Source organism: Halomonas borealis (assembly GCF_004798905.1).
Lineage (GTDB): Bacteria > Pseudomonadota > Gammaproteobacteria > Pseudomonadales > Halomonadaceae > Halomonas > Halomonas borealis.
Window position 1 is genome coordinate 501,154 of record NZ_SDMO01000001.1, and the last position, 24,268, is coordinate 525,421.

Sequence of the window (24,268 nt, forward strand, 5' to 3'; positions counted from 1 at the left end):
CCCCCTTGATCCGATAAAGCGAGAGCGAGATGCAATTTTCCCGACTGACCGAGCGTATCGCCGGCGAAGGCGCCGCGGCCTGGGACATCCACAACCGGGCCTTGGCCCGTCAGGCCAACGGCGAGGACATCACCGTGCTCTCGGTGGGCGACCCGGACTTCGACACCCCGGCGCCGATCGTCGAAGGCGCGGTGACAAGCCTGCGCGCCGGCGCCACCCATTACCCCGATGTCCAGGGCAAGCTGGCCCTGCGTGAGGCCATCGCCGAGCGCTATCAGGCGCGTGGCGTGGACGTCACCCCGGATCGTCTGATCGTCATGTCAGGCGCCCAATGCGGTCTCTATGCCACCGCCCAGTGCCTGCTCGACCCGGGCGACGAGGTCATCGTCCCCGAGCCGAGCTATGTCACCTACGAGGCGGTGCTGCAGTCCACCGGCGCCCGCATGGTGCATATCCCGCTGCGTGGCGACGCCGGCTTCCGCCTGGACGTGGCCGACCTGGAAGCGGCGATCACGCCGCATACCCGGGCGATCCTGCTCAACAGCCCGCACAACCCCACCGGCCAGCTGATCGATGCCGAGGCCTGGGCCGCCATCGCCGCGCTGTGCCAGCGCCACGATCTCTGGCTGATCTCCGACGAGGTCTACGCCGAGCTGATCTTCGAGGGCCAGCACACGTGCGCCGCCGGGCTGCCCGACATGGCCGACCGCACCGTGGTGGTCGACAGCCTCTCCAAGTCCCATGCCATGACCGGCTGGCGACTGGGCTGGGTGCTCGGCCCCGAGGCGCTGATCGAGCATCTCGGCAACCTGGCGCTGTGCATGCTCTACGGCTGCCCGGACTTCATCCAGGACGCCGCCCACGATGCCCTGCGCCTGCCCCTGCCCGAGCTCGACACCATGCGTGAGACCTATCGCGGCCGCCGCGATGCCGTGGTCGAAACGCTGGCCGATTGCTCCGCCGTGCGGGTCATCGCTCCGGCGGCGGGCATGTTCCTGATGATCGATATCCGCGCCACCGGGCTCTCTTCCCAGGCCTTCGCCGACCGCCTGCTCGACGAGCAAGGCGTTTCCGTGCTCTCCGGTGAGGCCTTCGGCCCGTCCGCCGCCGGTTTCGTTCGCCTGAGCCTGACCGTCGACGAGGCGCGCCTGCGCGATGCCTGCCAGCGCCTGGTACGAGCCGCCGAAGATGCTCACGCCGACTCCCTGTCCACCACCGCATGAGCCGCCTATGACATCATCGACCCAAGCCTCCTCTGCCGATACCTCCCACCGCCTGGCGGTGGAGGTCCAGCACCTCGTCAAGCGCTATGGCGACCTCGAGGTGCTGCGCGACGTGTCCCTCGAGGTGCCTCAGGGCAGCGTCACTTCCATCATCGGCGCCAGCGGCTCCGGCAAGAGCACCCTGCTGCGCTGCCTCAACCTGCTGGAACGCCCCGACCAGGGCGACCTGGCGATTGCGGATGAGGCGATCCGCTTCGACCGCAATCCCCAGGGCGACATCGTCGGCCTCGACCGGCGGCAGCTACAGAAGCTGCGTGCCAAGGTCAGCATGGTCTTCCAGCAGTTCAATCTTTGGCCCCACCTCACGGTATTAGGCAACATCACCGAGGCCCCCATGCGCGTCCAGGGCCTGTCGAAGCGACGCGCCATCGAGCGCGCCGAGCACTACCTGGAACGCGTCGGCATGGCCGACAAGCGCGACGGCTATCCGGCGTTCCTGTCGGGTGGCCAGCAGCAGCGTGTGGCCATCGCCCGGGCACTGGCCATGGAGCCGCAGCTGCTGCTTTTCGATGAGCCAACCTCGGCCCTCGATCCGGAACGCGTCAGCGAGGTGCTGGGCGTCATTCGCGGCCTCGCCGACGAGGGCCGCACCATGGTGCTGGTCACCCACGAGATGGCCTTCGCCCGTGAGGTCTCGGACCAGGTCGTGTTCCTCGACCGCGGCTTCGTCGGCGAGGCCGGCTCGCCGCGCCAGGTCTTCGAAGAAAGCCAAGACTCGAATTGCAAGCGTTTCGTGGCACCGGTGGTATGAACCGCCGCGTCATTGCCTCGCGCGACACGATAACTCCAAGGAGAACCGCATGAACCATTCCCTGATGTCCGTCACCGCCGCCGCCCTGCTCGGCCTGTCCGCCACCGCCCAGGCCGCCGAACCGCTGAAGATCGGCATCTCCGCCGAGCCCTATCCGCCGTTCACCTACACCTCTTCCGATGGGGAATGGACAGGCTTCGAGGTCGAGCTTGGCATGGCCTTCTGCGAGGCCATGGAACGCCCCTGCGAGATCACCCCCACCGGCTGGAGCGGCATCATTCCCTCGCTCAAGGCCGGGCGCATCGACATGATCATGAACTCCATGTCGATCACCGAGGCACGTCAGCGGGTCATCGACTTCAGCGATCCCTATTACTTCTCGGGCAGCGCTTACGTGGCCGCCAAGGATCTCACGCTCGAGATCCCCGAAGGGCTCAGCGATTACGTGCTCGGCGTACAGGCCGCGACCACCCAGGCCACCTACGCACGCCGCGCCCTGCGCGACAGCGTCGGCGACACCCGCCTGTATGACCAGGCCGAACAGGTCAACCGTGACCTGCTGGCCGGCCGCCTGGATGTGATCCTGGCCGACAAGATCGCCATGATCGAGTTCCTGCAGCGTGATGCGGCCGCAGGCTACGAGGTCAAGGCCACCGCCCCCCGCCACGAAGCCTTCGGTGAAGGGATCGGCCTCGGCCTGCGCCAGGGCGACGACGCCCTGGAGGCCGACCTCAACGCGGCTATCACCGAAGTCCGCGAGGACGGCACCTGCGCCGCGCTTTCCGAGAAGTACTTCGCCACCGATATCTGTACCTGATCCCGGTCCTCGACGACGCTCGTCCGGCAGGCGCTATCCCCCGCCTGCCGGCCTCGCCCTGTCTCATCAAGGACACCCTGTTTCCATGGACAACGTTTCCCAAGAGGGCCTGCTCGATTGGGCCGGCCCCATTCTCCAGGGGGCACTCACGACCCTCGAGATCGCCGTGCTGGCCTACGCCATTGGCCTGATGCTGGGTCTGATCGGCGCCAGCGCGCGACTCAGCCCCTGGGCGCCGCTGCGGGGCCTGGCCACCGTCTACTCCACCGCGGTGCGGGCGGTCCCCGAGCTGCTGCTGATCATCCTGCTCTACTACGCCGGCTCCCAGGCGCTCACCGCCCTGACCAACGCCTTCGGGCTACCCGGCCAGGTCGCCATCAACGGCTTCGTGACCGCCGTCGGCGTGCTGGCCTTCGTCCAGGGTGCCTACATGACCGAGGTGCTGCGCGGCGCCATCCTGGCCATTCCCCGGGGCCAGCTCGAGGCGGCCGATGCCTTCGGCTTCTCCGCCTGGACGCGCTTTCACCGCATCGTGGTGCCGGCCATGCTGCCCAACGCCCTGCCCGGGATGTCCAACCTGTGGCTGATCCTGATCAAGGACACCGCCCTGATCAGCGTGATCGGCTTCAGCGAGCTGTTCTTCACCATCCAGCAGGCCGCGGCCAGCACCCGCGCCCATTTCCTGTTCTACGCCGCCGCCGGGGTCATTTACCTGATCATCACGCTGTCGTCCACGGCCCTGTTCACCCGGCTGGAGCGCCGCGTGCGCCGCGGCCTCCCGCATCAAGAGGAGGCCTGACATGGACTTTTCCTGGCTCCAGGACGGCTTCTATCAGGAATACCTGATCGAAGGCTTCATCAACACTCTGTGGTTGCTGGTCGTCTCCGCGATCGGCGGCCTGATGCTGGCCGTGGCGGTGGCCATGGCGCGCCTCAAGGGCCCCCGGCCGCTGGCCATGCTGGCGAAAGGCTTCACCATCGTGATGCGCGGCACACCACTGCTGGTGCAGCTGTTCTTCTTCTATTACGGCGTCGGCCGATTGCTGGAAGGCATCCCCGGTATCCAGGACAGCCCGATCTGGCCGATCCTGCGCGATCCCTTCTTCTATGGTGCCCTGACCTTCACCCTGAGCGTCGGCGCCTACTCCGGAGAAGTCCTGCGCGGCGCGCTGGCCAACGTGCCTCAAGGCGAGCGCGAAGCCGGCCGTGCCTTCGGCATGAGCCCGTTCCAGGTGTTCTCCCGGCTATGGCTGCCACGCGCCATCCAGCTATGTCTACCGACCCTGACCGGCGAGATGATCCTGCTGCTCAAGTCGGTGCCATTGGTCTCCACCATCGCCCTGATGGACCTGCTGCAGGCAGCCAACATCATTCGTGACGAGACCTTCCTGGTCTACGAACCGCTCATGCTGATCGCCGGCATCTACCTGGCCATGACGGTGGTACTGACCCTGGTACTGCGTCAGGTGGAACGCCACTTCCCGGGCATGCAGCCGACGCGCCGCCGCTGGCTTCCCTCCCGCCACATGGAGCCCTCCTCATGCAAGGACTGATGCACCATTTCATCGATAAGCAGTGGGTCACCAGCCGTGGCGAGCGCCGCTTGCCGGTCACCGACCCCTACCATGACACACTGATCGCCGAGGTCACCGCCGGTGCCCCCGAGGATGTGGACGCCGCCGTGAGCGCGGCACGGCGTGCCCTTCCCGCCTGGCGCGCCCTGGGCGGCGTGGCGCGCGGCGCCTACCTGGATGCCTTCGCCGATGCCCTGGCCGAGCGCCGCGATGAGCTCGCGGCGCTGTCCAGCCGCAACAACGGCAAGCCGCGGGCCGAGGCCGAGCAGGATTTAAGCGATGCCATCGCCTGTTACCGACACTATGCCGGCGAGGCTCGAGATCTCGAGGCCCGCCAGGGCGAGACCGTGAGCACCGGCGAGGCGGGCCTGGTCTCGCGGCGCTACCAGGAACCCGCCGGCGTAGCCGGGCTGATCACGCCCTGGAACTTCCCTCTGGTCAGCAGCGCCTGGAAGATCGCCCCGGCGCTGGCCGCCGGCTGTACGGTGGTGTTCAAGCCCTCCGAGGTCACCCCGCTGCCTGAGCAGGCCCTCGCCGAGATCGCTCAGGCTATCGAGCTACCGGCCGGCGTCTTCAACCTGGTGCACGGCGATGGCGCTAACATCGGCGCCCCACTGACCGCTCACCCCGGGGTCGACAAGCTGTCCTTCACCGGCAGCAACCCAGTGGGTGAGGCAGTCATGGCCGCCGCCGCCCGCGGCACGCGCAACGTCTCCCTGGAGCTCGGCGGCAAGTCGCCGATACTGGTCACCGAGGATGCCGACCTGGACCTGGCGACGGAGCTGGTACTGGCCGGGTTCTGCTACAACGCCGGCCAGATGTGCTCGGCCACCTCACGTCTGCTGGTCCACGAGCGCGTCGCCAATGCCCTCCACGACCGGCTGGACGCGGCCATCGCCGAGTTGGTCGCCGGCGACCCGCAGGACCCGGCCACCACGCTAGGCCCGCTGGTCAACGCCACACAACGCCATCGGGTCAGTGCCTACCTGGCCGAAGCCGAGGCCGAGGGGCTCACGCCCACCACAACGCCGGCGCTCGCCCTACCCGATCAGGGGCATTTCGTCAGCCCACGGGTATTCCGCGACGTGCCGACCGCGAGCCGGCTGTGGCGCGAGGAGATCTTCGGCCCGGTCCTCTGTGCGCGAGCCGTTCGCGACGATGACGAGGCGGTGGCACTGGCTAACGACAGCGCCTTCGGGCTGGCGGCCACCGTGGTGGCCGGCACGGGCGAACGCGCCGATGCCCTGGCGAACCGTCTCACCGCCGGCAATGTCTGGTGCAACACCTACCAGGTGGCCCCGCCGGGGCTCGGCTGGGGCGGCATGAAGGGCAGCGGCCTCGGCCGCGAGCTGGGCCGCGCGGGTCTCGATGCCTATCTCGAGGCCCGCTATGTGACGCGGCCGGCCTGACCACGGCTGACGATATGCTCTTCCAACAACGCAACGAGGCCGCCCACTGGGCGGCCTCGTCGTCGTCATGATGTGTCGAGCTCTACGCCAGCCGCGCCCCGTTCGGCACCGCCAGGTCGGGCGTGGCCAGCGCCACGGCACCGTCCTCGCGGTGGAAGCCAGTGACCAGGCACTCCGACGTCATCGGGCCGATCTGCTTGGCGGGAAAGTTGACGACCGCGACCACCTGCTTGCCGATCAGTTTGCCCGGCTCGTACAGGTCGGTGATCTGGGCGCTGGACTTGCGCATCCCGATGGCCTCGCCGAAGTCGACATGCAGCTTGTAGGCCGGCCGCCGGGCCTCGGGAAAGGCCTCGGCGTCCACGATAGTGCCCACCCGCAGTTCGACCCTGGCGAAATCCGCCCATTCAATCTGTTCCATGCGTTTCTCCTCTTGCGTCTTCCATCCGACCCGACGGCGTTCAACGCACCGGGCGCTATCCCCGCGACGCTTCCCGCGACCGCCGATCCTTTCGGCTTCCCAGCATGTCGCTGCCGATCAACGCGCCGCCGCAGATCAGCAGCGCGGCGATCAGCAGCGTCGCGCTGGCCGTCGCCAGGCCGGCGGCGATCAGCACTAGGGTGGAGAACAGCGGCGTGGCGTAGGACAAAAGCCCCAGCAGACGCACCCGCCCGCGCTTCATGCCGACATCCCAGGTGAAGAAGGCGCTGCCCACCGGCCCCAACCCCAAGGCCAGGATGGCCAACGGGTTCGCGCCCTCGGGCCAGCCGCGAGGCTCCCAGGCCAGGTGACAGCCAAGCGCCAGCGCCGCGGCGCCGAGGCAGTTCCAGGCCACCGCGGTGGTGGGAATCCGCGACAATAGCCGCGAGGCCACGGAATAGCCGCTCCAGATGAAGGCCGCGAGCAGCGCCACCAGGTAGCCCAGCGTGTATTCCCCCGCCCAGTCGAAGCCGGAAGGCCCCACCAGCAGTGCCGCACCGATGAAGCCACACACGCCACCCAGCAGATGAATGCCGCGCAGGCGCTCGCCGGGCAGCAGCCAGCCGGCCAGGATCACGATCAACAGCGGCCACAGGTAGCTGATCAGCCCGGCGTTGGCCGCCGGGGCGTTCTGCTGGGCGATGAAGTAGCAGAGGTGATAGCCGAACAGGCCGCCGACGCCCAGCAGCCAGCCCGCCGGCGGCTGACGAAACGCCTCGGCCAGGGCCTGGCCCTCGCCGCGGGCCAGGAACACCAGCAACGCCAGGCCGCCGGCCAGTCCGAAGCACAGCGCGGTGAGCAGGAAGGGCGGCACCGGGCCGGCCCATTGGGTGAACAGCGCCAGGGTCGCCCAGTTGAGGACGGTACTGGCGCCCCACAGGGTGGCGCGATGCGCCTCGGCGGTGAACTCGGCCGACATCTCGATGCCTCCATTCGCGGGATGGGCCGACGAGTGTGGCCGTCCGACGCGACGACGGCTTGTCGATTTCGGCCATCAGGGCCGGCGGCGGAAGTCGCTCGGCGTCATGCCCCGCCAACGGCGGAAGTGGCGACTGAACTGGGCCCCGTCGGCGAAGCCGCAGGCCAGGGCGATCTCGGTGATCGAGGCATCCCCGGAGGCCAGCAGCCGCTCGGCCAGCGACAGGCGCTGGGCCTGCAGCCACCGCCAGGGAGGCTGGCCGGTCGCATCGAAGAGGCTGCGACGCAGCTGGCGCTCCGAGAGCCTGGCGGCCTCGGCCAGGCGCGCCAGGCTCCAGGGCGCGGCCGGATCGTCCTGTACTAACCGGGTCAGCCGCGCCATGTTGAGCCGCGCCCCCCACCAGGGCGGCGCGCCACCGAGCCGTGCCAACAGCGCCTCATCGCCCAGCCCCCTGGCCTCCTCCGGCGACAGGCGCAGGAAGCGGATACGCGCGAACAGCGCATCGACGGCGTCCTCGCCGACCGGTAGATCCAGCACCCGGCAACGGTTATCGAGGTCGAGCCCCAGGTAGTGATGGGTCGCGGCGGCGGGAATCAGGCACACCCCGCCCGGCGCCATGGCGCCGCCACGCCCCTCGACCTCGACATCCACGCGGCCGTCGAGCCCCACCAGCAGCTGGTGGTGGTCATGGGTGTCACTCAGGCAGTCGGGGGGATAGCGGCGCTCGACGCTGCCAGGCCGAGGGCGAAACTCGCGGGTCATGCCCGACAGGATGCCGGGCCCGCGAGGCGGATGCCAGCGCCACTTGCCTGCGCCGGTCACGGCCGGCACGATGACCGACGATACGCTCGGCTTCACCCAATCGCGCACGAGGAAACGACGCATGTTCGACAAGCTCATGGCCGCCGTCGGCATCGGCAGCGCCCGCGTGGATACCCTGCTGGAAAACGATGCCGCCGAGGCCGGCGGCGTGCTCAAGGGCGAGGTGCTCATTCAGGGCGGCGAGGTCAGCCAGGACCTGGACGCCCTGGTCCTGGACCTGGCCAGCGAGGCGATCAAGGAGATCGACGACAAGAAGGTCAGAATCGGCCATGCCTGGGCCTCCACCCGGGTCTGTGGCGCCATGACCATCGAGGCCGGCGAGCAGAAGCGGATTCCCTTCGAGCTGACGCTGCCGCTGCTGTCGCCGCTCTCGGTGGGTCGCCAGCATCCCAAGACCTGGGTGGCCACCCACGCCGACATCGCCATGGCGCTGGATCCGCGCGACAAGGACCCGCTGCGCATCCGGCCCGGCCCGGTGCACCGCGCCGCCTTCGAGGCCATGGAACAGCTCGGCTTCGTGATGACCGGCGCGCCGCTGGAGCTCTCGCGCAAGAACCCCGCCACCGGCTGCCTGCAGGAATTCGAGTTCAAGCCCACCCCCGGTAGCCGCTTCGGCCACCTCGACGAGGCGGAACTGGCGTTCCTGCCCTCCTCCGGCGGCAACGGCCTCGACCTGCTGGTCCAGCGCGATACCCGCGCCACCAGGCTCGGCTCGCTGCTCTCCGAGATGGCCGGCACCGACGAGCGCTTCTACCGCATCACGCTCGACGGCAGCGAATCCGTCGAGGCACTGCGCGGTCGGCTGGAGTCGGTACTGGGCTGACGCCGGACCCACCGGCCGGTGTGTGGGCGGGGTACGCCAGGCGTGCCCCGCCGAGGCGGCCCCTCAGCGCGTCACGTCCACCACCAGGCGGCCGCGGATGCGCCCGGCAAGCAACGCGTCGGCCTCGCCGATGGCGTCCTCCAGACCGATCGTCCGGGTGATGGCGTCCAGCTGCTCGGGCACCAGCAACTCGCCGAGCCGGCGCCAGGCCTCTAGCCGGTCCTCGCGCGGACGCATCACGCTGTCGACCCCCGCCAGTGTCACGCCGCGCAGGATGAAGGGTGCGACGCTGGCGGGCAGGTCCATGCCCTGAGCCAGGCCACAGGCCGCCACCGTACCGCCATAACGGGTCGCGGCCAGGGCGTTGGCCAGGGTGTGGCTGCCCACCGAGTCGATCACTCCCGCCCAACGCTCCCTGGCCATCGGCCGCCCCGGCTCGGACAGCTCGCGGCGGTCGATCACCTCCCGGGCCCCGAGCCCCTCGAGGTACTCCGCTTCCTCGAGGCGACCGGTGGAGGCCACCACCATATAGCCCAGTCGGGCCAGCAACGCGATGGCGTAGCTGCCGACCCCGCCGCTGGCCCCGGTCACCAGCACCTCGCCGTGCTCCGGGGTGACGCCCTGACGCTCCAACGCCATGACCGACAGCATGGCGGTATACCCCGCGGTGCCGATGGCCATGGACTGGCGAGGGGTGAAGGCCTCCGGGTGGGGGATCAGCCAGCGTCCCTCCAGGCGGGCCCTCCCGGCCAGGCCGCCCCAGTGCTGCTCCCCGACGCCCCAGCCATTGAGCAACACCGCATCCCCCGGCGCATAGTCGTCATGGCTGGACTGCTCGACCGTCCCCGCCAGGTCGATCCCCGGCACCATGGGAAACTGGCGCACCACCGGGCCCTTGCCGGTGATCGCCAAGGCATCCTTGTAGTTCAACGTGCTGCACTCGACCCGGACGGTGACATCGCCGTCCGGCAGTTGCGACTCGTCCAGGGTGGTCAGCGCCACCCGCTGCCGCTCGTCCTGCTTATCGATCAGAATGGCCTTGAACATCGTGCACCTCTCTTTTAGACCGGTCGTCTACAGAATGACAAAAACCTGAACGCCTCGAACCCTGCCGGTTTCCATATGGCCTAGCGAGGTAGACCGTCCAGATACGTGCTCATGAAGATATCCAGCGGACGCGCCCCGCCTTCCAGGCGGGCACGCATCACCGCCCCTTCCCAGCCGATCCAGAACGCCTCGGCGAGCCTGTCGCAATCGGCATCCTCGGCCAGCTCACCCACGGCCCGGGCTTCGCGAAGGCAACGCGCCACCCGACGCTGCCAATCGGCGAGGGTGTCACGCAACCACTGGCGATAGCCCTCCGGCAGGCCACCGGCTTCCTGCCCCAGGTTGCCTACCAGGCAGCCGCGGCGGAAGTCGTGACGCGCCATCCCCTGCCTGGCATCGGCGGCGAACGCCTCGAGGCGCCGCAGGGGCGATTGCGACGCATCACGCAGGTGGCCATCCAGCTTGCGGGCGAAAAAGGCCCCGTAATGCTCCATGACGGCACGTCCGAAGGCCTCCTTGCTATCGAAATAGTAATAGAAGGATCCCTTGGGCACGCCGACCCGCTTGAGGATGCCGTCGATGCCGGACACCGCGAAGCCTTGCTCGGTGAGCACTTCGACCCCGCTGCGGATCAGCGCCGCCCGGGTGTCGGGATCGTCGCGGGGCACCTTGGGCGGTCGGCCACGACGGGGAGTGGAGGTGGGAGTCGATTGCGTCATTCCCTCAATATAGACTGGTCGTCTATAAAATCAAGCCGCCCCTGGACACCGGGCCAGTGAGGCGCACCGCCGAATCACAGACGCAGCCGCGGCGCCACGTAGTCGAGGAAGGCGCCGATCCGTGCCGTCAGGGCCGTGTTGCGGTAATAGACCGCCTGGACCTGCTCGCGGGGATTGGGGCTGATGATGCGGCTCGCCATCAGGCTGACCAGCCGACCCTGGACGAGACCGCCCGTGACCTGCTGACCGAGCAGGGACACACCCTGCAGGAAACCCGCATCGACGACGGCTACGATGGCGAGGCCGAGGTCGAGAAGTGGCTGTGGGCTGACACCATCATCCTGCAGATGCCAGGCTGGTGGATGGGAACGCCCTGGACCGTCAAGCGCTACCTGGACGAGGTGCTCACCCAGGGCCACAGCAGCTTGTATGCCAGCGACGGCCGCTCGCGCCACGATCCCAGCCGCCAGTACGGCAGCGGTGGCCTGCTGCAGGGCAAGCACTACCTGCTGTAGTTGACCTGGAACGCACCCCAGGAGGCCTTCGACGAGGCAGGGAACTTCTTCGAGGGACGCGGTGTCGACGGCGTTTACTTCCCCGTGCACAAGGCCATGGAGTTCCTCGGCATGAGCGCCCTGCCAACCTTCCTCGCCAACGACGTGATCAAGGCGGCGGACATCGATGGCCATCGGAGTGCCTACCAGGCGCACCTGGAAGGCCTCTTCGCACCGGCTCACCGCTGATACGACCTTCATCACAAGGAGATTTCGATGACCACGACGACCCTACCCAACCCCGGTTTCGGCACCTTCCGCCTGGAAGGCGATACCCTGCGCCAAAGCCTGCTGACCGCCCTCGAGCTCGGCTATCGGCACATCGATACCGCCCAGGTCTACGGCAATGAGGCCGAGGTCGGCGCCGCCATCGCCGAGAGCGGCGTGCCCCGCGACGAGATCTTTTTGACCACCAAGGTGTGGTACGAACGCCTCGTCCCCGGTGATCTCGAACGCAGCGTCGACGAGAGCCTGGAGCGGCTTGGCACCGACCATGTCGACCTGCTGCTGATCCACTGGCCTTCGCCGAACGACGAGGTCGCCATGGCCGACTACCTGCCCGCCTTGCGCGCGGCTCAGCAGGCCGGCAAGACCCGCCATATCGGGGTCTCGAACTTCACCCGAGCGCAGCTCGACCAGGCCGTCGAGATCCTCGGCGAGGGCGCCCTGCTGACCAATCAGATCGAAGTGCACCCCTTCCTGCAGAACCGCGCGGTGATCGATAAGTGCCAGGAGCACGGCATCGCGGTGACCGCCTTCATGCCGCTGGCCGTCGGTAAGGTCATGGAAGACGAAACCCTGCAGCGCATCGCCGAAGCCCATGACGCGAGCCCGGCGCAAGTCGCCCTGGCCTGGCTGAAGGCCCAGGACATCGTGACCTTCCCGTCATCGACCAAGGCCAAGAACATTCGCAGCAACCTGGCGGCCTTCGAGCTGACGCTTAGCGAAGACGAGATGCAGGCCATCGCCGGCCTCGAGCGCGGCGAGCGCATCGCCGACCCGGACTTCGCCCCGAGCTGGGACTGATGCCCCGCCCCAGCACCGGCCCCCACTTTCCGGGCCAGATGCCTTCGATCTAAGAGGGCACGACGCCTTCATCGGCCCCGTTACGGGGCCGTTTCTCAGGAGGGACTCGATGACTCCGCGTATCCTGAGCATTCAGACCTCCCACGACCGCCTCGGCGACGCCGGTGTGCAGACAGGCTTCTGGCTCGAGGGACTGGCCGCCCCTACTACATCTTCAAGGACAGCGGAGCCAGCATCATCAACCTCGGCTCGGTGGCAGGCGACACGACCTACCGCGGCAGCGACGTCTATGGAGCCACCAAAGCCTTCGTCAAACAGTTCGACTACAACCTGCGCTGCGATCTACTGGGCACCGGCGTTCGGGTGACCGATGTCGCCCCCGGCATGTCCGAGACGGAGTTCACCCTGGTGCGTACCGACGGCAACCAGGAGGCCCACGACAAGCTCTATGGCGATACCACGCCGCTGTCCGCCGACGATATCGCCGAACAGATCTTCTATGTCGCGACCCTGCCCGCGCACATCAACATCAACCGGATGGACGTGATGCCCGTTCGCCATCGACCGCGACTGACGCTGCCTATTGGCCGGGCCATGGCCCGGCGTGTCCTGGCCGAATAGGCGACAGCAGCAGCGAGGCGGCCCGGCGAAGGGCGACCTCAAGATGGCGAGAACATAAAAAAAAGCCGCCCGATGCGGATGCATCGGGCGGCTTTTCGATATTCATTTGGTGGAGCCTAGCGGGATCGAACCGCTGACCTCAACACTGCCAGTGTTGCGCTCTCCCAGCTGAGCTAAGGCCCCACTGTTGCTCGCCGACATTGCCTTGCGAGAACGAGGCGAATATTACGGTTTATCACTTCAGGCGTCAAGCCTTACCGTCCCGCTTTCCCTCACCACCGCTCAAGCATTCGGCCACGAAAAAGCCGCCCGATGCGGATGGCATCGGGCGGCTTTTCGGTATTCATTTGGTGGAGCCTAGCGGGATCGAACCGCTGACCTCAACACTGCCAGTGTTGCGCTCTCCCAGCTGAGCTAAGGCCCCACTGTTGCTCGCCGGCACTGCCTTGCGAGAACGAAGCGTATTCTATGGACTTTCTTTATGCTGGTCAATACCTTGACGAGAAAAGTCATACCTCGTATGAGTGCCAATTCACCTTAGCAAAATGTTGTGCCACGCTAGGGGCTAATCATGGCTCGCCTAATCGATGCCGGCCACACTTCAATATCATCTCAGGAGCACCTGCCTTGATCAGGGTTCTCGTTGCCGACGACCACCACCTGGTAAGGACCAGCATCGCCCATCTACTCAGCGCCGAACCGGACATCAGCATCGTGGGCGAGGCCGCGGATGGCGAAGACGCCATCCGCCTGGCTCGCGAGCTCAAGCCCGACATCGTCTTGATGGACATCCGCATGCCTGGCATCGGTGGACTGGAAGCCACCCGCAAGATACACCGCTTCACCCAGGACATCCGCACCCTGGTGTTGACCGCCTTTCTCGAAGATACCTTCGCCCAGCGCCTGCTCGATGCCGGTGCCCACGGATTCATCAGCAAGGGATCCCAGCACGCCGAGATGGTAAGCGCGGTGCGCAGCGTGTTCGCCGGGCAACTCTATATCAGCCCAGAGATCGCCCAACGCCTGGTGCTGTCGCGTATCGATGCCAGCGACAACCCCTTCGATCAGCTGTCCCAGCGCGAACTCCAGGTCGCGATGATGATCGTCAACTGCCAGAAGGTCGCCGACATCGCCGATCGCATGTTCCTGAGCCCCAAGACGGTCAACACCTATCGCTACCGAATCTTCGAGAAGCTCGACGTACATTCCGATGTCGAACTGACCCATCTGGGGCTACGGCATGGCCTGGTCGATGGCTTCAGCGAGGTGGAATGACCCGTCCGGCAGCGAGTCTGATAGGATAGCCGCCCATCCTCGTCATAACGCCGCCCGATGAGTTTCGATTCGCGTCATTTCCTCGCCACCGTTACCGAAGCCCCCGGCGTCTATCGCATGCTCGACGCAGGCGGCGAGACGCTCTATGTCGGCAAGGCTCGGCGCCTCAAGGCGCGCCTGGCCAGCTACTTCCGTGGCGCACTGAACGCCAAGACCCAGGCACTGGTCACCCGCATCGCCGACATCCAGGTCACCGTCACCAACAGCGAGACCGAAGCACTGCTGCTCGAGCAGACCCTGATCAAGGAGCAGCGCCCTCCCTATAACATCCTGTTGCGCGACGATAAGTCATACCCCTTCGTGTTCGTCACCGACCGCCACCCCTTCCCGGCCCTGGAATACAAGCGGGCCCGCGCTCGCCACGACGACGGACGCTACCTGGGCCCCTACCCCAGCAGCACCGCGGTGCGCGAGAGCTTGTCGCTGATGCAGAAGATCTTTCGCATCCGCAACTGCGAAGACAGCGTCTTCGCCCATCGCACCCGCCCCTGCCTGCAATATCAGATCCATCGCTGCAGCGCGCCATGCGTGGGCCATATCTCGGAGGACGACTATCGGCGCGACCTCGACCACGCCATCCAGTGCCTGGAAGGCAAGAGTGAGGCGGTCACCCGAGAGCTGACCCGCGACATGGAGACGGCCAGCGAGGCCCTCGAATTCGAGGAAGCCGCCCGGCTGCGCGACCAGATCCAGCAGCTTCGCCAACTCCAGCAGCGCCAGTTCGTCGATACCGGCAGCGGCGACGCCGATGTTTTCGCCCTGGCGTCACGCCCTGGCGCCCTCTGTATCTCGGTGCTGACCATTCGCCAGGGCCGGCTGCTCGGCGCCCGCCATCACCAGCCGACCAACGGCCTGGATCTCGGTCCCGAGGCCTTGCTCGGCGAATTCGTCAGCCAGTTCTATCTCGGCCAGCCACGCGAGATTCCCAGCGAGGTCATCACCAGCCATCCGCTGCCCGACGCCGAATTGCTGGCCCAGGCGCTGGGCGAGCATGCCGGCAAACGCATCCGCGTCACCGACCAGGTGCGCAGCCACCGTGCCCAGTGGCAGGAACTAGCCCACACCAACGCCGAGCAGCAACTAGCCGGCCAACTGGCCAACCAGACCCAGCTGGCCAAGCGCTTCGAGGCGTTGCGCGAGGCACTCGGCCTCGGGCAGGCGCCGGAGCGCCTGGAATGCTTCGACATCAGCCACAGCCAGGGCGAGGCCACCGTGGCCTCCTGCGTGGTGTTCGATGCCGATGGCCCACGTAAGTCCGACTACCGCCGCTTCAACATCGACGGCATCGAGCCCGGCGACGACTACGCCGCCATGCACCAGGCCCTGACCCGCCGCTTCCGGCGGCTCGCCGACGGCGAAGGCACGCGGCCAGACATCCTGGTCGTCGACGGCGGCAAGGGGCAGCTCAACATGGCCCGCGAGGTGTTCGCCGAGCTCGGGGTAAGCGACGTGATGCTGCTGGGCGTAGCCAAGGGCAGCACCCGCAAGGCCGGGCTGGAGATCCTCTATCTCGAGACAGCCGACCACACCCTCGACCTCGACGCCACCTCGCCGGCGCTGCACCTGCTGCAGCATATCCGCGACGAGTCTCACCGCTTCGCCATCACCGGCCACCGAACCAAGCGTGACAAGGCGCGCCGCACCTCCACGCTGGAAGACATCCCCGGCGTCGGGGCACGACGCCGGCGCGAATTGCTGCGCTTCTTCGGCGGCCTGCAGGGCGTCCGCCAGGCCAACCGCGACGAACTCGCCCGGGTTCCCGGTATCAGCACGACCTTGGCCGAGACGATTCACCGCGCCCTGCATGGCTGAAGACCCTCGGACAGGATCACGAGTAGCGCACCATGATGCCCGGCATCAGCCGCTCTCCCACCGGGCAGCCGAGACGATTCACCGCGCCCTGCATGGATGAGTGTCGCCGAGCCGGATAGAATGGCCGGATATTTCGTGCTCCCACCTCAGGTAAGGACCGCAGCTTCGATGAACATCCCCAACCTCCTGACCCTGGCCAGAATCGTCTTCATTCCCTTGCTGGTCGCGCTGTTCTACCTGCCGTTCTCCTGGAGCATGCTGGCCGCCGGGGCGCTGTTCGGCCTGGCCTCGATCACCGATTGGCTGGATGGCTACCTGGCCCGACGCTGGAATCAGTCGACCCCCTTCGGCGCCTTCCTCGACCCGGTCGCCGACAAGTTGATGGTGGCCGTCGCCCTGGCGCTGTTGATCGAACGTTACGATGCCAGCTGGCTGACACTCCCCGCGTTGGTGATCATCGGCCGCGAAATCGTCATCTCGGCGCTGCGCGAATGGATGGCCGAGATGGGCAAGCGTGGCAGCGTCGCGGTCTCATGGATCGGCAAGGTGAAGACCGCCCTGCAGATGATTGCCTTGCTGCTTCTGCTGGGGTTCGCGCCGGGCACGCCGATCGCCGTCATCGGCATCGCCACCCTCTATGCCGCCGCCCTTTTGACCCTGTGGTCGATGATCCAATACCTGCGTGCCGCCTGGCCCCATCTCAGCGATTCGATGTAAGGGTGAAACGCGAAAAGCGTTTGACAGTCACCGACTTATCCGTATAATACCTCCTCGAGTCAAGCGGGAATAGCTCAGTGGTAGAGCATCGCCTTGCCAAGGCGAGGGTCGCGAGTTCGAATCTCGTTTCCCGCTCCACTCTTTTCGACAAGCGTATCGCCGAAAAGACTGATTCGAACGGATCAACGCGCAAGACAGTCATCTCGTCTTCGCTTCATCCCCTATGGATGACACGATCCTTGAGGCTGGATGGCAGAGTGGTTATGCAGCGGACTGCAACTCCGCGTACGCCGGTTCGATTCCGGCTTCAGCCTCCATCATTCCTATAGCTGTATGCTCGAACCCCGCCCGGATGGCGAAATTGGTAGACGCAAGGGACTTAAAATCCCTCGGTGGCAACACCGTGCCGGTTCGAGCCCGGCTCCGGGCACCATGATTTCCCGACTCGCCATGGGCTGACCTTTCGACGGTACCCCTCCCCATGAAGCTGGTGCGCCCGCTCCTCGATCCTTACTTCACCAATCAGCACCGCCGTATCCTTCATGTGATGCGCGTCGCCCTGGCGCTGATCATTACCTACGCGATCACCATGCCCTTCGACCTGCCGCACCGCGGCTGGGCGCTGGTCAGCACCGTCATGGTGATGGGCAACCTGCCCCACATCGGCGGCGTGCTCGACAAAGGGCGCCAACGCCTGCTGGGAACTCTGCTCGGCGCCCTCTGGGGGCTACTGCTGATCGTCATCCCGCTGCCTTGGCCTGGCCTGATTCCCGCCGGCGCCTTGGTCGGCATCGCCGCGGTTACCTGGCTCACCTTCGCGAAACGTTACGGATACGGCGGACTGATGTTCGCCATCAGCCTGCTGCTGGTCATCGGCGGCAGCACGCCAGAGCTGCATGCCGCGCTATGGCGGAGCTTCAACGTGTTGCTGGGCACCCTGATCGGCATCGGCGTCACCGTGTTGGTGCTGCCCCACAAGGCCACCGACCTCTTGCGCTTCGCCCTGGCCGACCACCTGGACCACATGGCCCGGCTCTATCACGCCCACACCTCGGCCGGCGCGCCCCTCGACAGAGAGCCCGACGTGGATACCCACGAACTGCTCAAGGGCTGCAGCAAGCTGCTGGTCAAGCAGCGTGGCCTGGTGGATGCCATCCATCGCGAGAATCGCCTGACCCGAGTCGAGCTGGATCGGCTCATCTCCCTCCAGCGCCGCATGTTCTCGACCATCGAGCTACTCCTGGAGACACACTGGAACACCCGGGCCGGACACGAGCGCATCGACGCCATGCACGGCTTGCGCGGCCAGCAGCACGCCCTGGCGCGCGGCATCGGCACCCTGGCCTTCCAGGTCCGCACCGGGCACCCCATCGAGGTCGATCTCGCTCCCTTCGACCTCCAGCGCCACGCCGACCTCGCCGGCGACGCCTACGCCGAGGACGGCAGGCGCCTGTTCAGCCCCAGCGGCTACCTGTGGCTCAACCGTGAGCTGGGGCGCCTGACCGGCGAGCTCGTCGAGCAACTGGGCAGCCTCGAGCGCCTGCCCAGCCGTCGCCTACGCCAGGGGGCATCGCGCCACGGCCTGATCGAGCCTCACGATGCCGGAAAATCGCCGCGGTAACGCCCGCGTCCCGAAAGGACCTGCCCCCATGCCCGACAGCACCCACGAGACCCTGATCATCGGCGGCGGCATCGCCGGACTGGTACTGGCCCTGGAAATCGCCGACCGGCGCCCCGTGACACTGCTGCAGCCCTCCCGCGAGGCCTTCGGGGCCAGCCGCTGGGCCCAGGGCGGGATCGCCGCCGTGCTCTCGCCGGACGACGATGTCGAAGCGCATGTCGCCGACACTCTGGTCGCCGGCGACGGCCTGTGCGACGAGGCCGCGGTGCGCTTCACCATCGAACAAGGCCCCGCCGCCATCGACTGGCTACTATCACTCGGCGTGCCCTTCACCCCCGACGATGACCCGGCGGCCCGCTACCCGTATCACCTGACCCGGGAAGGCGGCCATGGCGCGCGCCGCATCATCCATGCCGATGATGCCACCGGGCGCGCGGTGGTCGAGACCCTGCATCATCACGTCACGCGTCATCCCGGCATCCGCCTGCGCAGCGACCTGACCGCCATCGGCCTGATCGGCGATAGCGCCGGCCAGTGTCGCGGGGCCCGCTGCCTCGACGAGCACGGCCGGCGGGTCGAGTTACTGGCGGCCGATACCGTGCTGGCCACCGGCGGCGCCAGCGGCCTGTTCCGCCATACGACCAGCCCCGCCCCGGCCTGCGGCGAAGGCATGATCATGGCCGCCGAGCTCGGCGCCGAACTGATGAACCTGGAATTCCAGCAGTTTCATCCCACCTGTCTCTTCGATCCCGAGGGCGCCCCCTTCTTGATCAGCGAAGCCGTGCGCGGCGAGGGGGGACGACTGCTCGACGCCAACGGCCGGCGCTTCATGCCCGAGATCGATCCACGCGCCGAGCTAGCCCCCCGCGACGTGGTCGCCCGCGCCATCGACGCCGAGATGCAACGCGGCGGCCACACTCACGTGTGGCTCGACATACGTCACCTGGGCGACGCCGCCATTCGCCATCATTTCCCCACCATCCACGCTCACTGTACCGCGCGCGGCCTCGATATCGCCGCCGAGCCGATTCCGGTCGTGCCGGCGGCCCACTACAGCTGCGGCGGCGTGCGCACCGACCTCGAGGGCGCCACCACGGTGCCGCGCCTGCATGCGGTGGGAGAAGTGGCCGGCACCGGCCTGCACGGCGCCAATCGCATGGCCAGCAACTCACTGCTGGAATGCCTGGCCTTCGCCCGCAGCTGTGCCCGGAAGTTGCGCGATGCCACACCGCTCGAGGAGGCGCCGCTCATCCCCTGGCGTCCCGGCGCCACCCCCTTGCCGGCGGCAGAATCCCAGACATACCTCGCCGAGGTGCGCGCGATCATGAGCGAGAAGGTCGCCATCGTGCGCCATGATGCGGGGCTGGAAAGCGCCTCGCGGCGCCTCGCCGAGCTCGCCGAACAGCTGGCGCCACACCGCGCCGAGACCGCCCCCAGCATCGCCCATGCCCGGCTGTGGCACGCCCTTCGCCTGGCCCGCCTCACGGTGGCCAGCGCCCAGGCACGCCGCGAGTCCCGCGGCCTGCACTTCAATCCCGACTGCCCGACGCATGGTAATCCGGCACCGCGGCCCTCGCGGATCCACCTCGACGACCCGGCGCCGACGGTCGACTGAGGCGCCACGCCCCGTCGCCCGTCACGGGGCGAGCCACACGCAGTCATCCCGGCGTCATCGATACGCAGCGGGCCCAACACAGCAGGCCGGAGAGATGCCGCGGGGCTGGCCCACGCGGCTCAAGGAAGGGAATGAAGCACCTTGCGCAATTGGCGCAGGGCCTCAGGGTCGGCGCTGTCGGGCCATAGCCAGAGCCGCCTTTCGGCGAGGCGCAGGCCGATCAGCCACGGACCCAGGTAGTCACAGCGTAGCGGCATGTCCTGCCAGGCCATGCCGACTTCGCCCCGCCAGGTGGCCAGCGGCGCCGCCCCTTCACGAGGCTCGCATCGCAGCACCCCTTGCGGGCGTCGTCGTGCCGCATCGGCCACCACCGCGACCAGCAGCCCCGCCGCCAGCAGCGTCGCCCACCCGGGCGCATGCCGGGCCAGCACCACCACCACGCCCAAGGCCGCCAGGCCCTGGGCGAGCAGTGCCAGTCTAGAGGTTACGATAGTGATCGTTATCGGTGCTCTCGGCATGCTCGACGATCATCTTGACGATGCGACGGCGCTCGGGATCCTCGGGCCACTCGCGACGCATCAGCCAGGCGAAGAGGTCTTGATCCTCCTCGTCGATCAGCGACCGATAGACGGCCTGATCGTGCTCGTCGAGTCCATCGTAACGCTGCTCGAGGAAAGGAATCAGCAGCAGGTCGAGTTCCCACATGCCACGTCGGGAGTGCCAGTAGAGGCGCTTGCGAAGGGTGGCTGCCGCGGACGAATCATCGTTCAAGATCGGCCTCGTTGATCCAATGAGTGTGTCCACAGTATACCCGAGCCATCCACCCTCGACAGCCCGCCCGTCACCTTGCTCATCTACCGCTACACGACGGCGACCCACACTGCCCCCGACGCGACGACGGCACGCTGCTTGCGTGTAAAGGCTAGTGCGTTGTTTTATCGAAAGTTGCACAGTATGCTTTGAGAAACGATCGCCCTGCGCCCCACCGCCGGATCAGGACAGCACGGAGAGAGCCGATGACCAAGTCCGAACTGATCGAACAGATTGCCACGCGACAGCCCGAACTCCCCGTCAAGGACATCGAAGCCGCCGTGCGGCTGCTCCTGGATGACATCACCGACACCCTGGCAGACGGCGGTCGTGTCGAGATACGCGGGTTTGGCAGCTTCTCGCTGCACTATCGCGAGCCGCGCGTCGGCCGCAACCCCAAGACCGGTGAGCCCGTCGATCTCGATGGCAAGTTCGTGCCGCACTTCAAGCCCGGCAAGGAACTGCGCGAGCAGGTGGATGCCAGCCGCGCCCTCGGTTATTGACGGGCGCCTCCGGCCGCCTTTCCCTCTCATCCCACACGACACGGGGACTCACACATGCGTTGGCTCAAAGGCCTGTTCCTGGCCATCATCCTGCTGGTGGTGCTGCTGACCGGCATCCTCTTCGCCGTCAATAATCAACAGGCACTGCCCCTCAACCTGATCTGGATCGAACTGCCGTCGGCATCGCTCTCCGTGTGGTTGCTGGCCAGCCTGGTCGTCGGGGTACTGCTGGGCATGCTCGCCATGGGCGGCGTCTATCTGCGCCTGCGCACCCTGCTGACCCGCGCCCAGCGCCATAACCAGCAGCAGCGCAAGGAACTCGACAAGCTGCGCGTCCAGGAGATGAAGGAACTGTCCTGAGCATGACCGATGTCCTGCTGCTGGCCCTGTTGTTGGTCGCGGTCGCCATCGGTTGGTGGCTCGGCCGCCGCGAACGTCGGGCCACCGCCCCCTCGTCCCGCTCGTCGACGCTGGCCCGCGATTATTTCGTGGGCCTCAACTACCTGCTCAATGACCAGCAGGATCGTGCCATCGAGACCTTCATCGGCGCCCTGGAGGTCAACAGCGATACCATCGAGACGCACATCACCCTGGGCAACCTGTTCCGCACGCGCGACGAGGCCGATCGGGCGGTGAAGGTCCACCAGAACCTGCTGGCCCGCCCCACGCTCAGCGACGAACAGGGCGACCGGGTACAGCTGGAGCTGGCACGCGATTTCCTGCAGCTCGGCCTGTTCGACCGGGCCGAGCGGCTGCTGCATGCGTTGATCAAGGACAGTCAGAGCGGCGAGCACCGCCACGCCGCCCGCCAACTGCTGGTCAAGCTGCTCGAGCGGGAAGGCGAGTATCAACAGGCCCTGGACGTGGCCCAGCCCACGCTGGTGAAGGAAAGCGACGACGTACGCCGCGCCGCCGCCCACTGGTTATGCGAGATCGCCGAGCAACAACGACATTCGGCGAGCCCCGTGCTGGCCCGGCGCCACCTCAAACAGGCCCTCTCCACCGATCGACAGTGCGTGCGCGCCAACCTGCTGCTCGCCGACATGGCCCTGGAGACCGCCCAGTACCGTCAGGCGATCCGCCTGCTGCAGCGCATCCCCGAGCAGGACAAGAGTTTCGTGCCGACCCTGCTCGAGCCTCTGGGCCGCGCCTACCGGCTGCTCGACGACGAACGAGGCCTGATCCACGCCCTCGAATCGCTGCGCGAGATCGCCCCTTACACCAGTGTCATCACCATGCTGGCGGAGACGCTGCGTCGCCAACATGGCGATCCCGAAGCCTCCCTGGCACTGCTGACCAGCGAGCTCGAGCGCTCTCCGAGCCTCGGCGGCGTGGACTACCTGATTCGGCTCTACCTGCAGCAGGAAGGTGGCCACGACAACCCGCGCATCGAGCTGCTCCAACGCCATACCCACACGCTGCTCAAGGCCCGCCCACGTCATCGTTGCCAACGCTGCGGCTTCAGCGGCGAACCCTTGTTATGGCGATGCCCCCGCTGCCACAGCTGGGGCACCACCAAACCCATCACCGGCATCGAAGGCGAATAGCCTCAGCCAGCCGCCAGCTCGGCCTCGATGGCGGCCAGCGCCGCCATGGGATCCTCGGCCTGGGTCACCGGGCGCCCCACCACCAGATGGGTGCTGCCCGCCGTCATGGCCGCCGCCGGTGTCATCACCCGCCGCTGATCGCCGATGGCCGCCGTGGCCGGGCGAATCCCCGGCGTCACCTTGAGGAAGTCATCGCCACACAGCGTGCGCAGCCGTGCGGCCTCCTGGGCCGAGCACACCACGCCGTCCATGCCGCTGTCACGCGCCAGTGCCGCCAACCGCTCGACCTGCTCGGCGGGCGAGAGGCCGATGCCCGCTTCGGCGAGGTCCTCTGCCCCCATGCTGGTCAGCACCGTGACCGCGATCAGGTGGGTCGACAGGGCATTCTGAACCAGCCGCTGCTTGGCCGCCTCCATCATTCGCCCGCCACCGGCGGCATGCACATTGACCATCCAGACGCCCTGCTCTGCGGCGGCCTGCACCGCCCCCGCCACGGTATTGGGGATGTCGTGGAACTTGAGGTCCAGGAACACATCGAAACCACGCCCATGCAGCGCCTCGAGCACATCGGGGCCGCTGCGCGTGAACAGCTCCTTGCCCACCTTGAGCCGACAACGGGCGGGATCGAGCCGGTCGGCCATGCACAGGGCGGCATCCAACGAAGCATAATCGAGGGCGATGATCAGGGGAGACGCGGTGGACACGGGCAAGGCTCCTGGCAGCGGATTGAACCCGCACAGTATATCAGCCAACCCCCGAGGCGCATGGGGAGATATCGCACCGCGAGCGATCGCGATCGCCGATGCCCGAACGGGCAGATGGCTCACTCCCGAGAGCAGGCACGGGCACTAGCTTGAAAGCAGGTAGCGGCGCAGCAAGTGCTACCGACACGCTTCGATCTCACAGGGAGACTCGCCTCATGACGATGCACCTCAAGACACCACTCGCCATCCTGGGCATGACACTGCTGCTCGGCCTGAGCGCCCCGGCCCTCGCCCAGGAGGTCGCCCCGATCAACGTCAACACCGCCGACGCCACCCTGCTCAGCGAGCTCCCGGGCATCGGCGAGACGAAGGCCACCGCCATCGTCGAGAACCGCGAGGCCAACGGCCCCTTCGAATCCGCGGATGACCTGGCCCGCGTCAGCGGCATCGGCGAAATGACCGTGGAGGGTCTCGCCGATCAGGTCACCTTCTGAGACCGATGGCCCGCCACCACCCGACGGCGGTGCTCGGCCCTCGAGCCCGCCGTCACCCACCACGCCTCAATCACTGCCGTTCTAGCGGCGATATCGCCGAGCCTTCCCGGGCTCCGTAGCGACATCCTGTGACACACTCTCGACACGCCACACCGCGTCGAGCCTCACCATCAGCTTTCGGTCTCCGACCATCGCCCCCTACGGCCGGCTCACCGGCTGGCGCTTTCGATGCCGTATCACGCTTCGTCGACCCTTGGAGCCGTC

25 protein-coding genes, 5 tRNA genes and 2 pseudogenes are annotated in these 24,268 nt (G+C 67.1%); 22 read left to right on the forward strand and 10 right to left on the reverse strand.

Going from position 1 to position 24,268, the window contains the following annotated elements; all coding sequences use genetic code 11:
- Positions 1 to 29: 29 nt before the first annotated feature.
- The 6 genes from ETC07_RS02330 (at position 30) to ETC07_RS02355 (ending at position 5,834) form a co-directional block, all read left to right on the forward strand.
- Positions 30 to 1,223 (forward strand): pyridoxal phosphate-dependent aminotransferase, encoded by a 1,194-nt coding sequence (locus ETC07_RS02330; protein ID WP_136246883.1) that lies wholly within the window; start codon positions 30 to 32, stop codon positions 1,221 to 1,223.
- 7 nt (positions 1,224 to 1,230) lie between these two features.
- Entirely contained in the window at positions 1,231 to 2,034 is an 804-nt protein-coding gene (locus tag ETC07_RS02335) for an ATP-binding cassette domain-containing protein (protein WP_136246884.1), read from the forward strand.
- A gap of 49 nt (positions 2,035 to 2,083) precedes the next feature.
- On the forward strand, positions 2,084 to 2,851 hold the full coding sequence (locus ETC07_RS02340; RefSeq protein ID WP_136246885.1) for a transporter substrate-binding domain-containing protein: 768 nt from the start codon (positions 2,084 to 2,086) through the stop codon (positions 2,849 to 2,851).
- 85 nt (positions 2,852 to 2,936) lie between these two features.
- Positions 2,937 to 3,650 carry an ABC transporter permease gene (locus tag ETC07_RS02345; protein WP_136246886.1) on the forward strand — a complete coding sequence of 238 codons (714 nt, stop codon included), beginning with the start codon at positions 2,937 to 2,939 and terminating at the stop codon, positions 3,648 to 3,650.
- Between the two features lies 1 nt (position 3,651).
- Positions 3,652 to 4,404, forward strand: coding sequence for an ABC transporter permease (locus tag ETC07_RS02350; protein WP_136246887.1), 753 nt, complete (start codon positions 3,652 to 3,654; stop codon positions 4,402 to 4,404).
- Complete coding sequence (locus tag ETC07_RS02355) at positions 4,392 to 5,834, forward strand: aldehyde dehydrogenase family protein (RefSeq protein WP_136246888.1); 1,443 nt, start codon at positions 4,392 to 4,394, stop codon at positions 5,832 to 5,834. Before ETC07_RS02350 ends, ETC07_RS02355 begins: the two co-directional genes overlap by 13 nt.
- Positions 5,835 to 5,916: 82 nt before the next feature.
- Here ETC07_RS02355 and ETC07_RS02360 read toward each other — a convergent pair whose 3' ends face one another.
- The 3 genes from ETC07_RS02360 to ETC07_RS02370 form a co-directional block, all read right to left on the reverse strand.
- Entirely contained in the window at positions 5,917 to 6,255 is a 339-nt protein-coding gene (locus ETC07_RS02360) for a tRNA-binding protein (RefSeq protein ID WP_136246889.1), read from the reverse strand.
- A 55-nt stretch (positions 6,256 to 6,310) separates the two neighbouring features.
- Positions 6,311 to 7,234, reverse strand: a complete 924-nt coding sequence (gene yddG / locus ETC07_RS02365; RefSeq protein ID WP_136246890.1) for an aromatic amino acid exporter YddG — start codon at positions 7,232 to 7,234, stop codon at positions 6,311 to 6,313.
- Between the two features lie 75 nt (positions 7,235 to 7,309).
- Positions 7,310 to 8,119, reverse strand: coding sequence for an AraC family transcriptional regulator (locus ETC07_RS02370; protein ID WP_168709152.1), 810 nt, complete (start codon positions 8,117 to 8,119; stop codon positions 7,310 to 7,312).
- Here ETC07_RS02370 and ETC07_RS02375 point away from each other — a divergent pair.
- Positions 8,118 to 8,879: a sporulation protein gene (locus ETC07_RS02375; RefSeq protein ID WP_136246892.1), complete on the forward strand. Its 762-nt coding sequence runs from the start codon at positions 8,118 to 8,120 to the stop codon at positions 8,877 to 8,879. The two genes, ETC07_RS02370 and ETC07_RS02375, sit on opposite strands and share 2 nt — an antisense overlap.
- A 63-nt stretch (positions 8,880 to 8,942) precedes the next feature.
- Here ETC07_RS02375 and acuI read toward each other — a convergent pair whose 3' ends face one another.
- Both acuI and acuR read right to left on the reverse strand, forming a co-directional pair.
- Entirely contained in the window at positions 8,943 to 9,926 is a 984-nt protein-coding gene (gene acuI, locus ETC07_RS02380; RefSeq protein WP_136246893.1) for an acrylyl-CoA reductase (NADPH), read from the reverse strand.
- Positions 9,927 to 10,006: 80 nt separating this feature from the next.
- On the reverse strand, positions 10,007 to 10,645 hold the full coding sequence (gene acuR / locus ETC07_RS02385) for an acrylate utilization transcriptional regulator AcuR (RefSeq protein WP_136246894.1): 639 nt from the start codon (positions 10,643 to 10,645) through the stop codon (positions 10,007 to 10,009).
- Between the two features lie 56 nt (positions 10,646 to 10,701).
- Here acuR and ETC07_RS02395 point away from each other — a divergent pair.
- The 3 genes and pseudogenes from ETC07_RS02395 to ETC07_RS02410 form a co-directional block, all read left to right on the forward strand.
- Positions 10,702 to 11,388, forward strand: a pseudogene (locus ETC07_RS02395) (NAD(P)H-dependent oxidoreductase).
- Between the two features lie 27 nt (positions 11,389 to 11,415).
- Entirely contained in the window at positions 11,416 to 12,225 is an 810-nt protein-coding gene (gene dkgB, locus ETC07_RS02400; protein ID WP_136246895.1) for a 2,5-didehydrogluconate reductase DkgB, read from the forward strand.
- A gap of 222 nt (positions 12,226 to 12,447) precedes the next feature.
- Positions 12,448 to 12,846, forward strand: a pseudogene (locus ETC07_RS02410) (SDR family NAD(P)-dependent oxidoreductase); the annotation flags it as partial.
- Between the two features lie 107 nt (positions 12,847 to 12,953).
- Here the strand turns inward: ETC07_RS02410 and ETC07_RS02415 are convergent.
- Positions 12,954 to 13,029: transfer RNA gene (locus ETC07_RS02415), tRNA-Ala, on the reverse strand.
- A 165-nt stretch (positions 13,030 to 13,194) separates the two neighbouring features.
- A tRNA-Ala gene (locus ETC07_RS02420) sits at positions 13,195 to 13,270 on the reverse strand.
- A gap of 203 nt (positions 13,271 to 13,473) precedes the next feature.
- Here ETC07_RS02420 and ETC07_RS02425 point away from each other — a divergent pair.
- From ETC07_RS02425 to nadB, 8 genes are all read left to right on the forward strand, one after another.
- Positions 13,474 to 14,121: a response regulator gene (locus ETC07_RS02425; RefSeq protein ID WP_136246896.1), complete on the forward strand. Its 648-nt coding sequence runs from the start codon at positions 13,474 to 13,476 to the stop codon at positions 14,119 to 14,121.
- 57 nt (positions 14,122 to 14,178) lie between these two features.
- Positions 14,179 to 15,993 (forward strand): excinuclease ABC subunit UvrC, encoded by a 1,815-nt coding sequence (uvrC, locus tag ETC07_RS02430; RefSeq protein ID WP_136246897.1) that lies wholly within the window; start codon positions 14,179 to 14,181, stop codon positions 15,991 to 15,993.
- A 168-nt stretch (positions 15,994 to 16,161) separates the two neighbouring features.
- Complete coding sequence (pgsA, locus tag ETC07_RS02435; RefSeq protein ID WP_136246898.1) at positions 16,162 to 16,710, forward strand: CDP-diacylglycerol--glycerol-3-phosphate 3-phosphatidyltransferase; 549 nt, start codon at positions 16,162 to 16,164, stop codon at positions 16,708 to 16,710.
- Between the two features lie 63 nt (positions 16,711 to 16,773).
- Positions 16,774 to 16,848 (forward strand) — tRNA-Gly (locus ETC07_RS02440).
- 105 nt (positions 16,849 to 16,953) lie between these two features.
- Positions 16,954 to 17,027: transfer RNA gene (locus ETC07_RS02445), tRNA-Cys, on the forward strand.
- 29 nt (positions 17,028 to 17,056) lie between these two features.
- Positions 17,057 to 17,143 (forward strand) — tRNA-Leu (locus tag ETC07_RS02450).
- A 48-nt stretch (positions 17,144 to 17,191) separates the two neighbouring features.
- On the forward strand, positions 17,192 to 18,331 hold the full coding sequence (locus tag ETC07_RS02455) for an FUSC family protein (RefSeq protein WP_136246899.1): 1,140 nt from the start codon (positions 17,192 to 17,194) through the stop codon (positions 18,329 to 18,331).
- 28 nt (positions 18,332 to 18,359) lie between these two features.
- A complete protein-coding gene (nadB, locus tag ETC07_RS02460) occupies positions 18,360 to 19,946 on the forward strand; it encodes an L-aspartate oxidase (RefSeq protein ID WP_136246900.1) in 1,587 nt (528 codons plus the stop codon).
- Positions 19,947 to 20,065: 119 nt separating this feature from the next.
- On the opposite strand, the gene ETC07_RS02465 is transcribed toward nadB, so the two are convergent.
- Positions 20,066 to 20,464, reverse strand: coding sequence for a hypothetical protein (locus ETC07_RS02465; protein ID WP_136246901.1), 399 nt, complete (start codon positions 20,462 to 20,464; stop codon positions 20,066 to 20,068).
- Positions 20,424 to 20,717 (reverse strand): FAD assembly factor SdhE, encoded by a 294-nt coding sequence (locus ETC07_RS02470; RefSeq protein WP_136246902.1) that lies wholly within the window; start codon positions 20,715 to 20,717, stop codon positions 20,424 to 20,426. The genes ETC07_RS02465 and ETC07_RS02470 overlap by 41 nt, the downstream gene beginning before the upstream one ends.
- Before the next feature lie 188 nt (positions 20,718 to 20,905).
- Here ETC07_RS02470 and ETC07_RS02475 point away from each other — a divergent pair, with 188 nt between their 5' ends.
- Genes ETC07_RS02475 through lapB form a run of 3 tightly spaced genes read left to right on the forward strand, consistent with a single transcriptional unit; the run spans position 20,906 to position 22,806 of the window.
- Entirely contained in the window at positions 20,906 to 21,259 is a 354-nt protein-coding gene (locus tag ETC07_RS02475; protein WP_276605470.1) for an integration host factor subunit beta, read from the forward strand.
- Between the two features lie 54 nt (positions 21,260 to 21,313).
- A complete protein-coding gene (locus ETC07_RS02480; protein ID WP_136246904.1) occupies positions 21,314 to 21,619 on the forward strand; it encodes a lipopolysaccharide assembly protein LapA domain-containing protein in 306 nt (101 codons plus the stop codon).
- Positions 21,620 to 21,621: 2 nt separating this feature from the next.
- Complete coding sequence (lapB, locus tag ETC07_RS02485) at positions 21,622 to 22,806, forward strand: lipopolysaccharide assembly protein LapB (RefSeq protein WP_136246905.1); 1,185 nt, start codon at positions 21,622 to 21,624, stop codon at positions 22,804 to 22,806.
- Positions 22,807 to 22,808: 2 nt separating this feature from the next.
- Here lapB and pyrF read toward each other — a convergent pair whose 3' ends face one another.
- Positions 22,809 to 23,510 carry an orotidine-5'-phosphate decarboxylase gene (gene pyrF, locus ETC07_RS02490; RefSeq protein ID WP_136246906.1) on the reverse strand — a complete coding sequence of 234 codons (702 nt, stop codon included), beginning with the start codon at positions 23,508 to 23,510 and terminating at the stop codon, positions 22,809 to 22,811.
- 215 nt (positions 23,511 to 23,725) lie between these two features.
- Between pyrF and ETC07_RS02495 the strand changes: the two genes are divergently transcribed.
- Positions 23,726 to 24,004, forward strand: coding sequence for a ComEA family DNA-binding protein (locus ETC07_RS02495; protein ID WP_136246907.1), 279 nt, complete (start codon positions 23,726 to 23,728; stop codon positions 24,002 to 24,004).
- Positions 24,005 to 24,268: the final 264 nt, after the last annotated feature.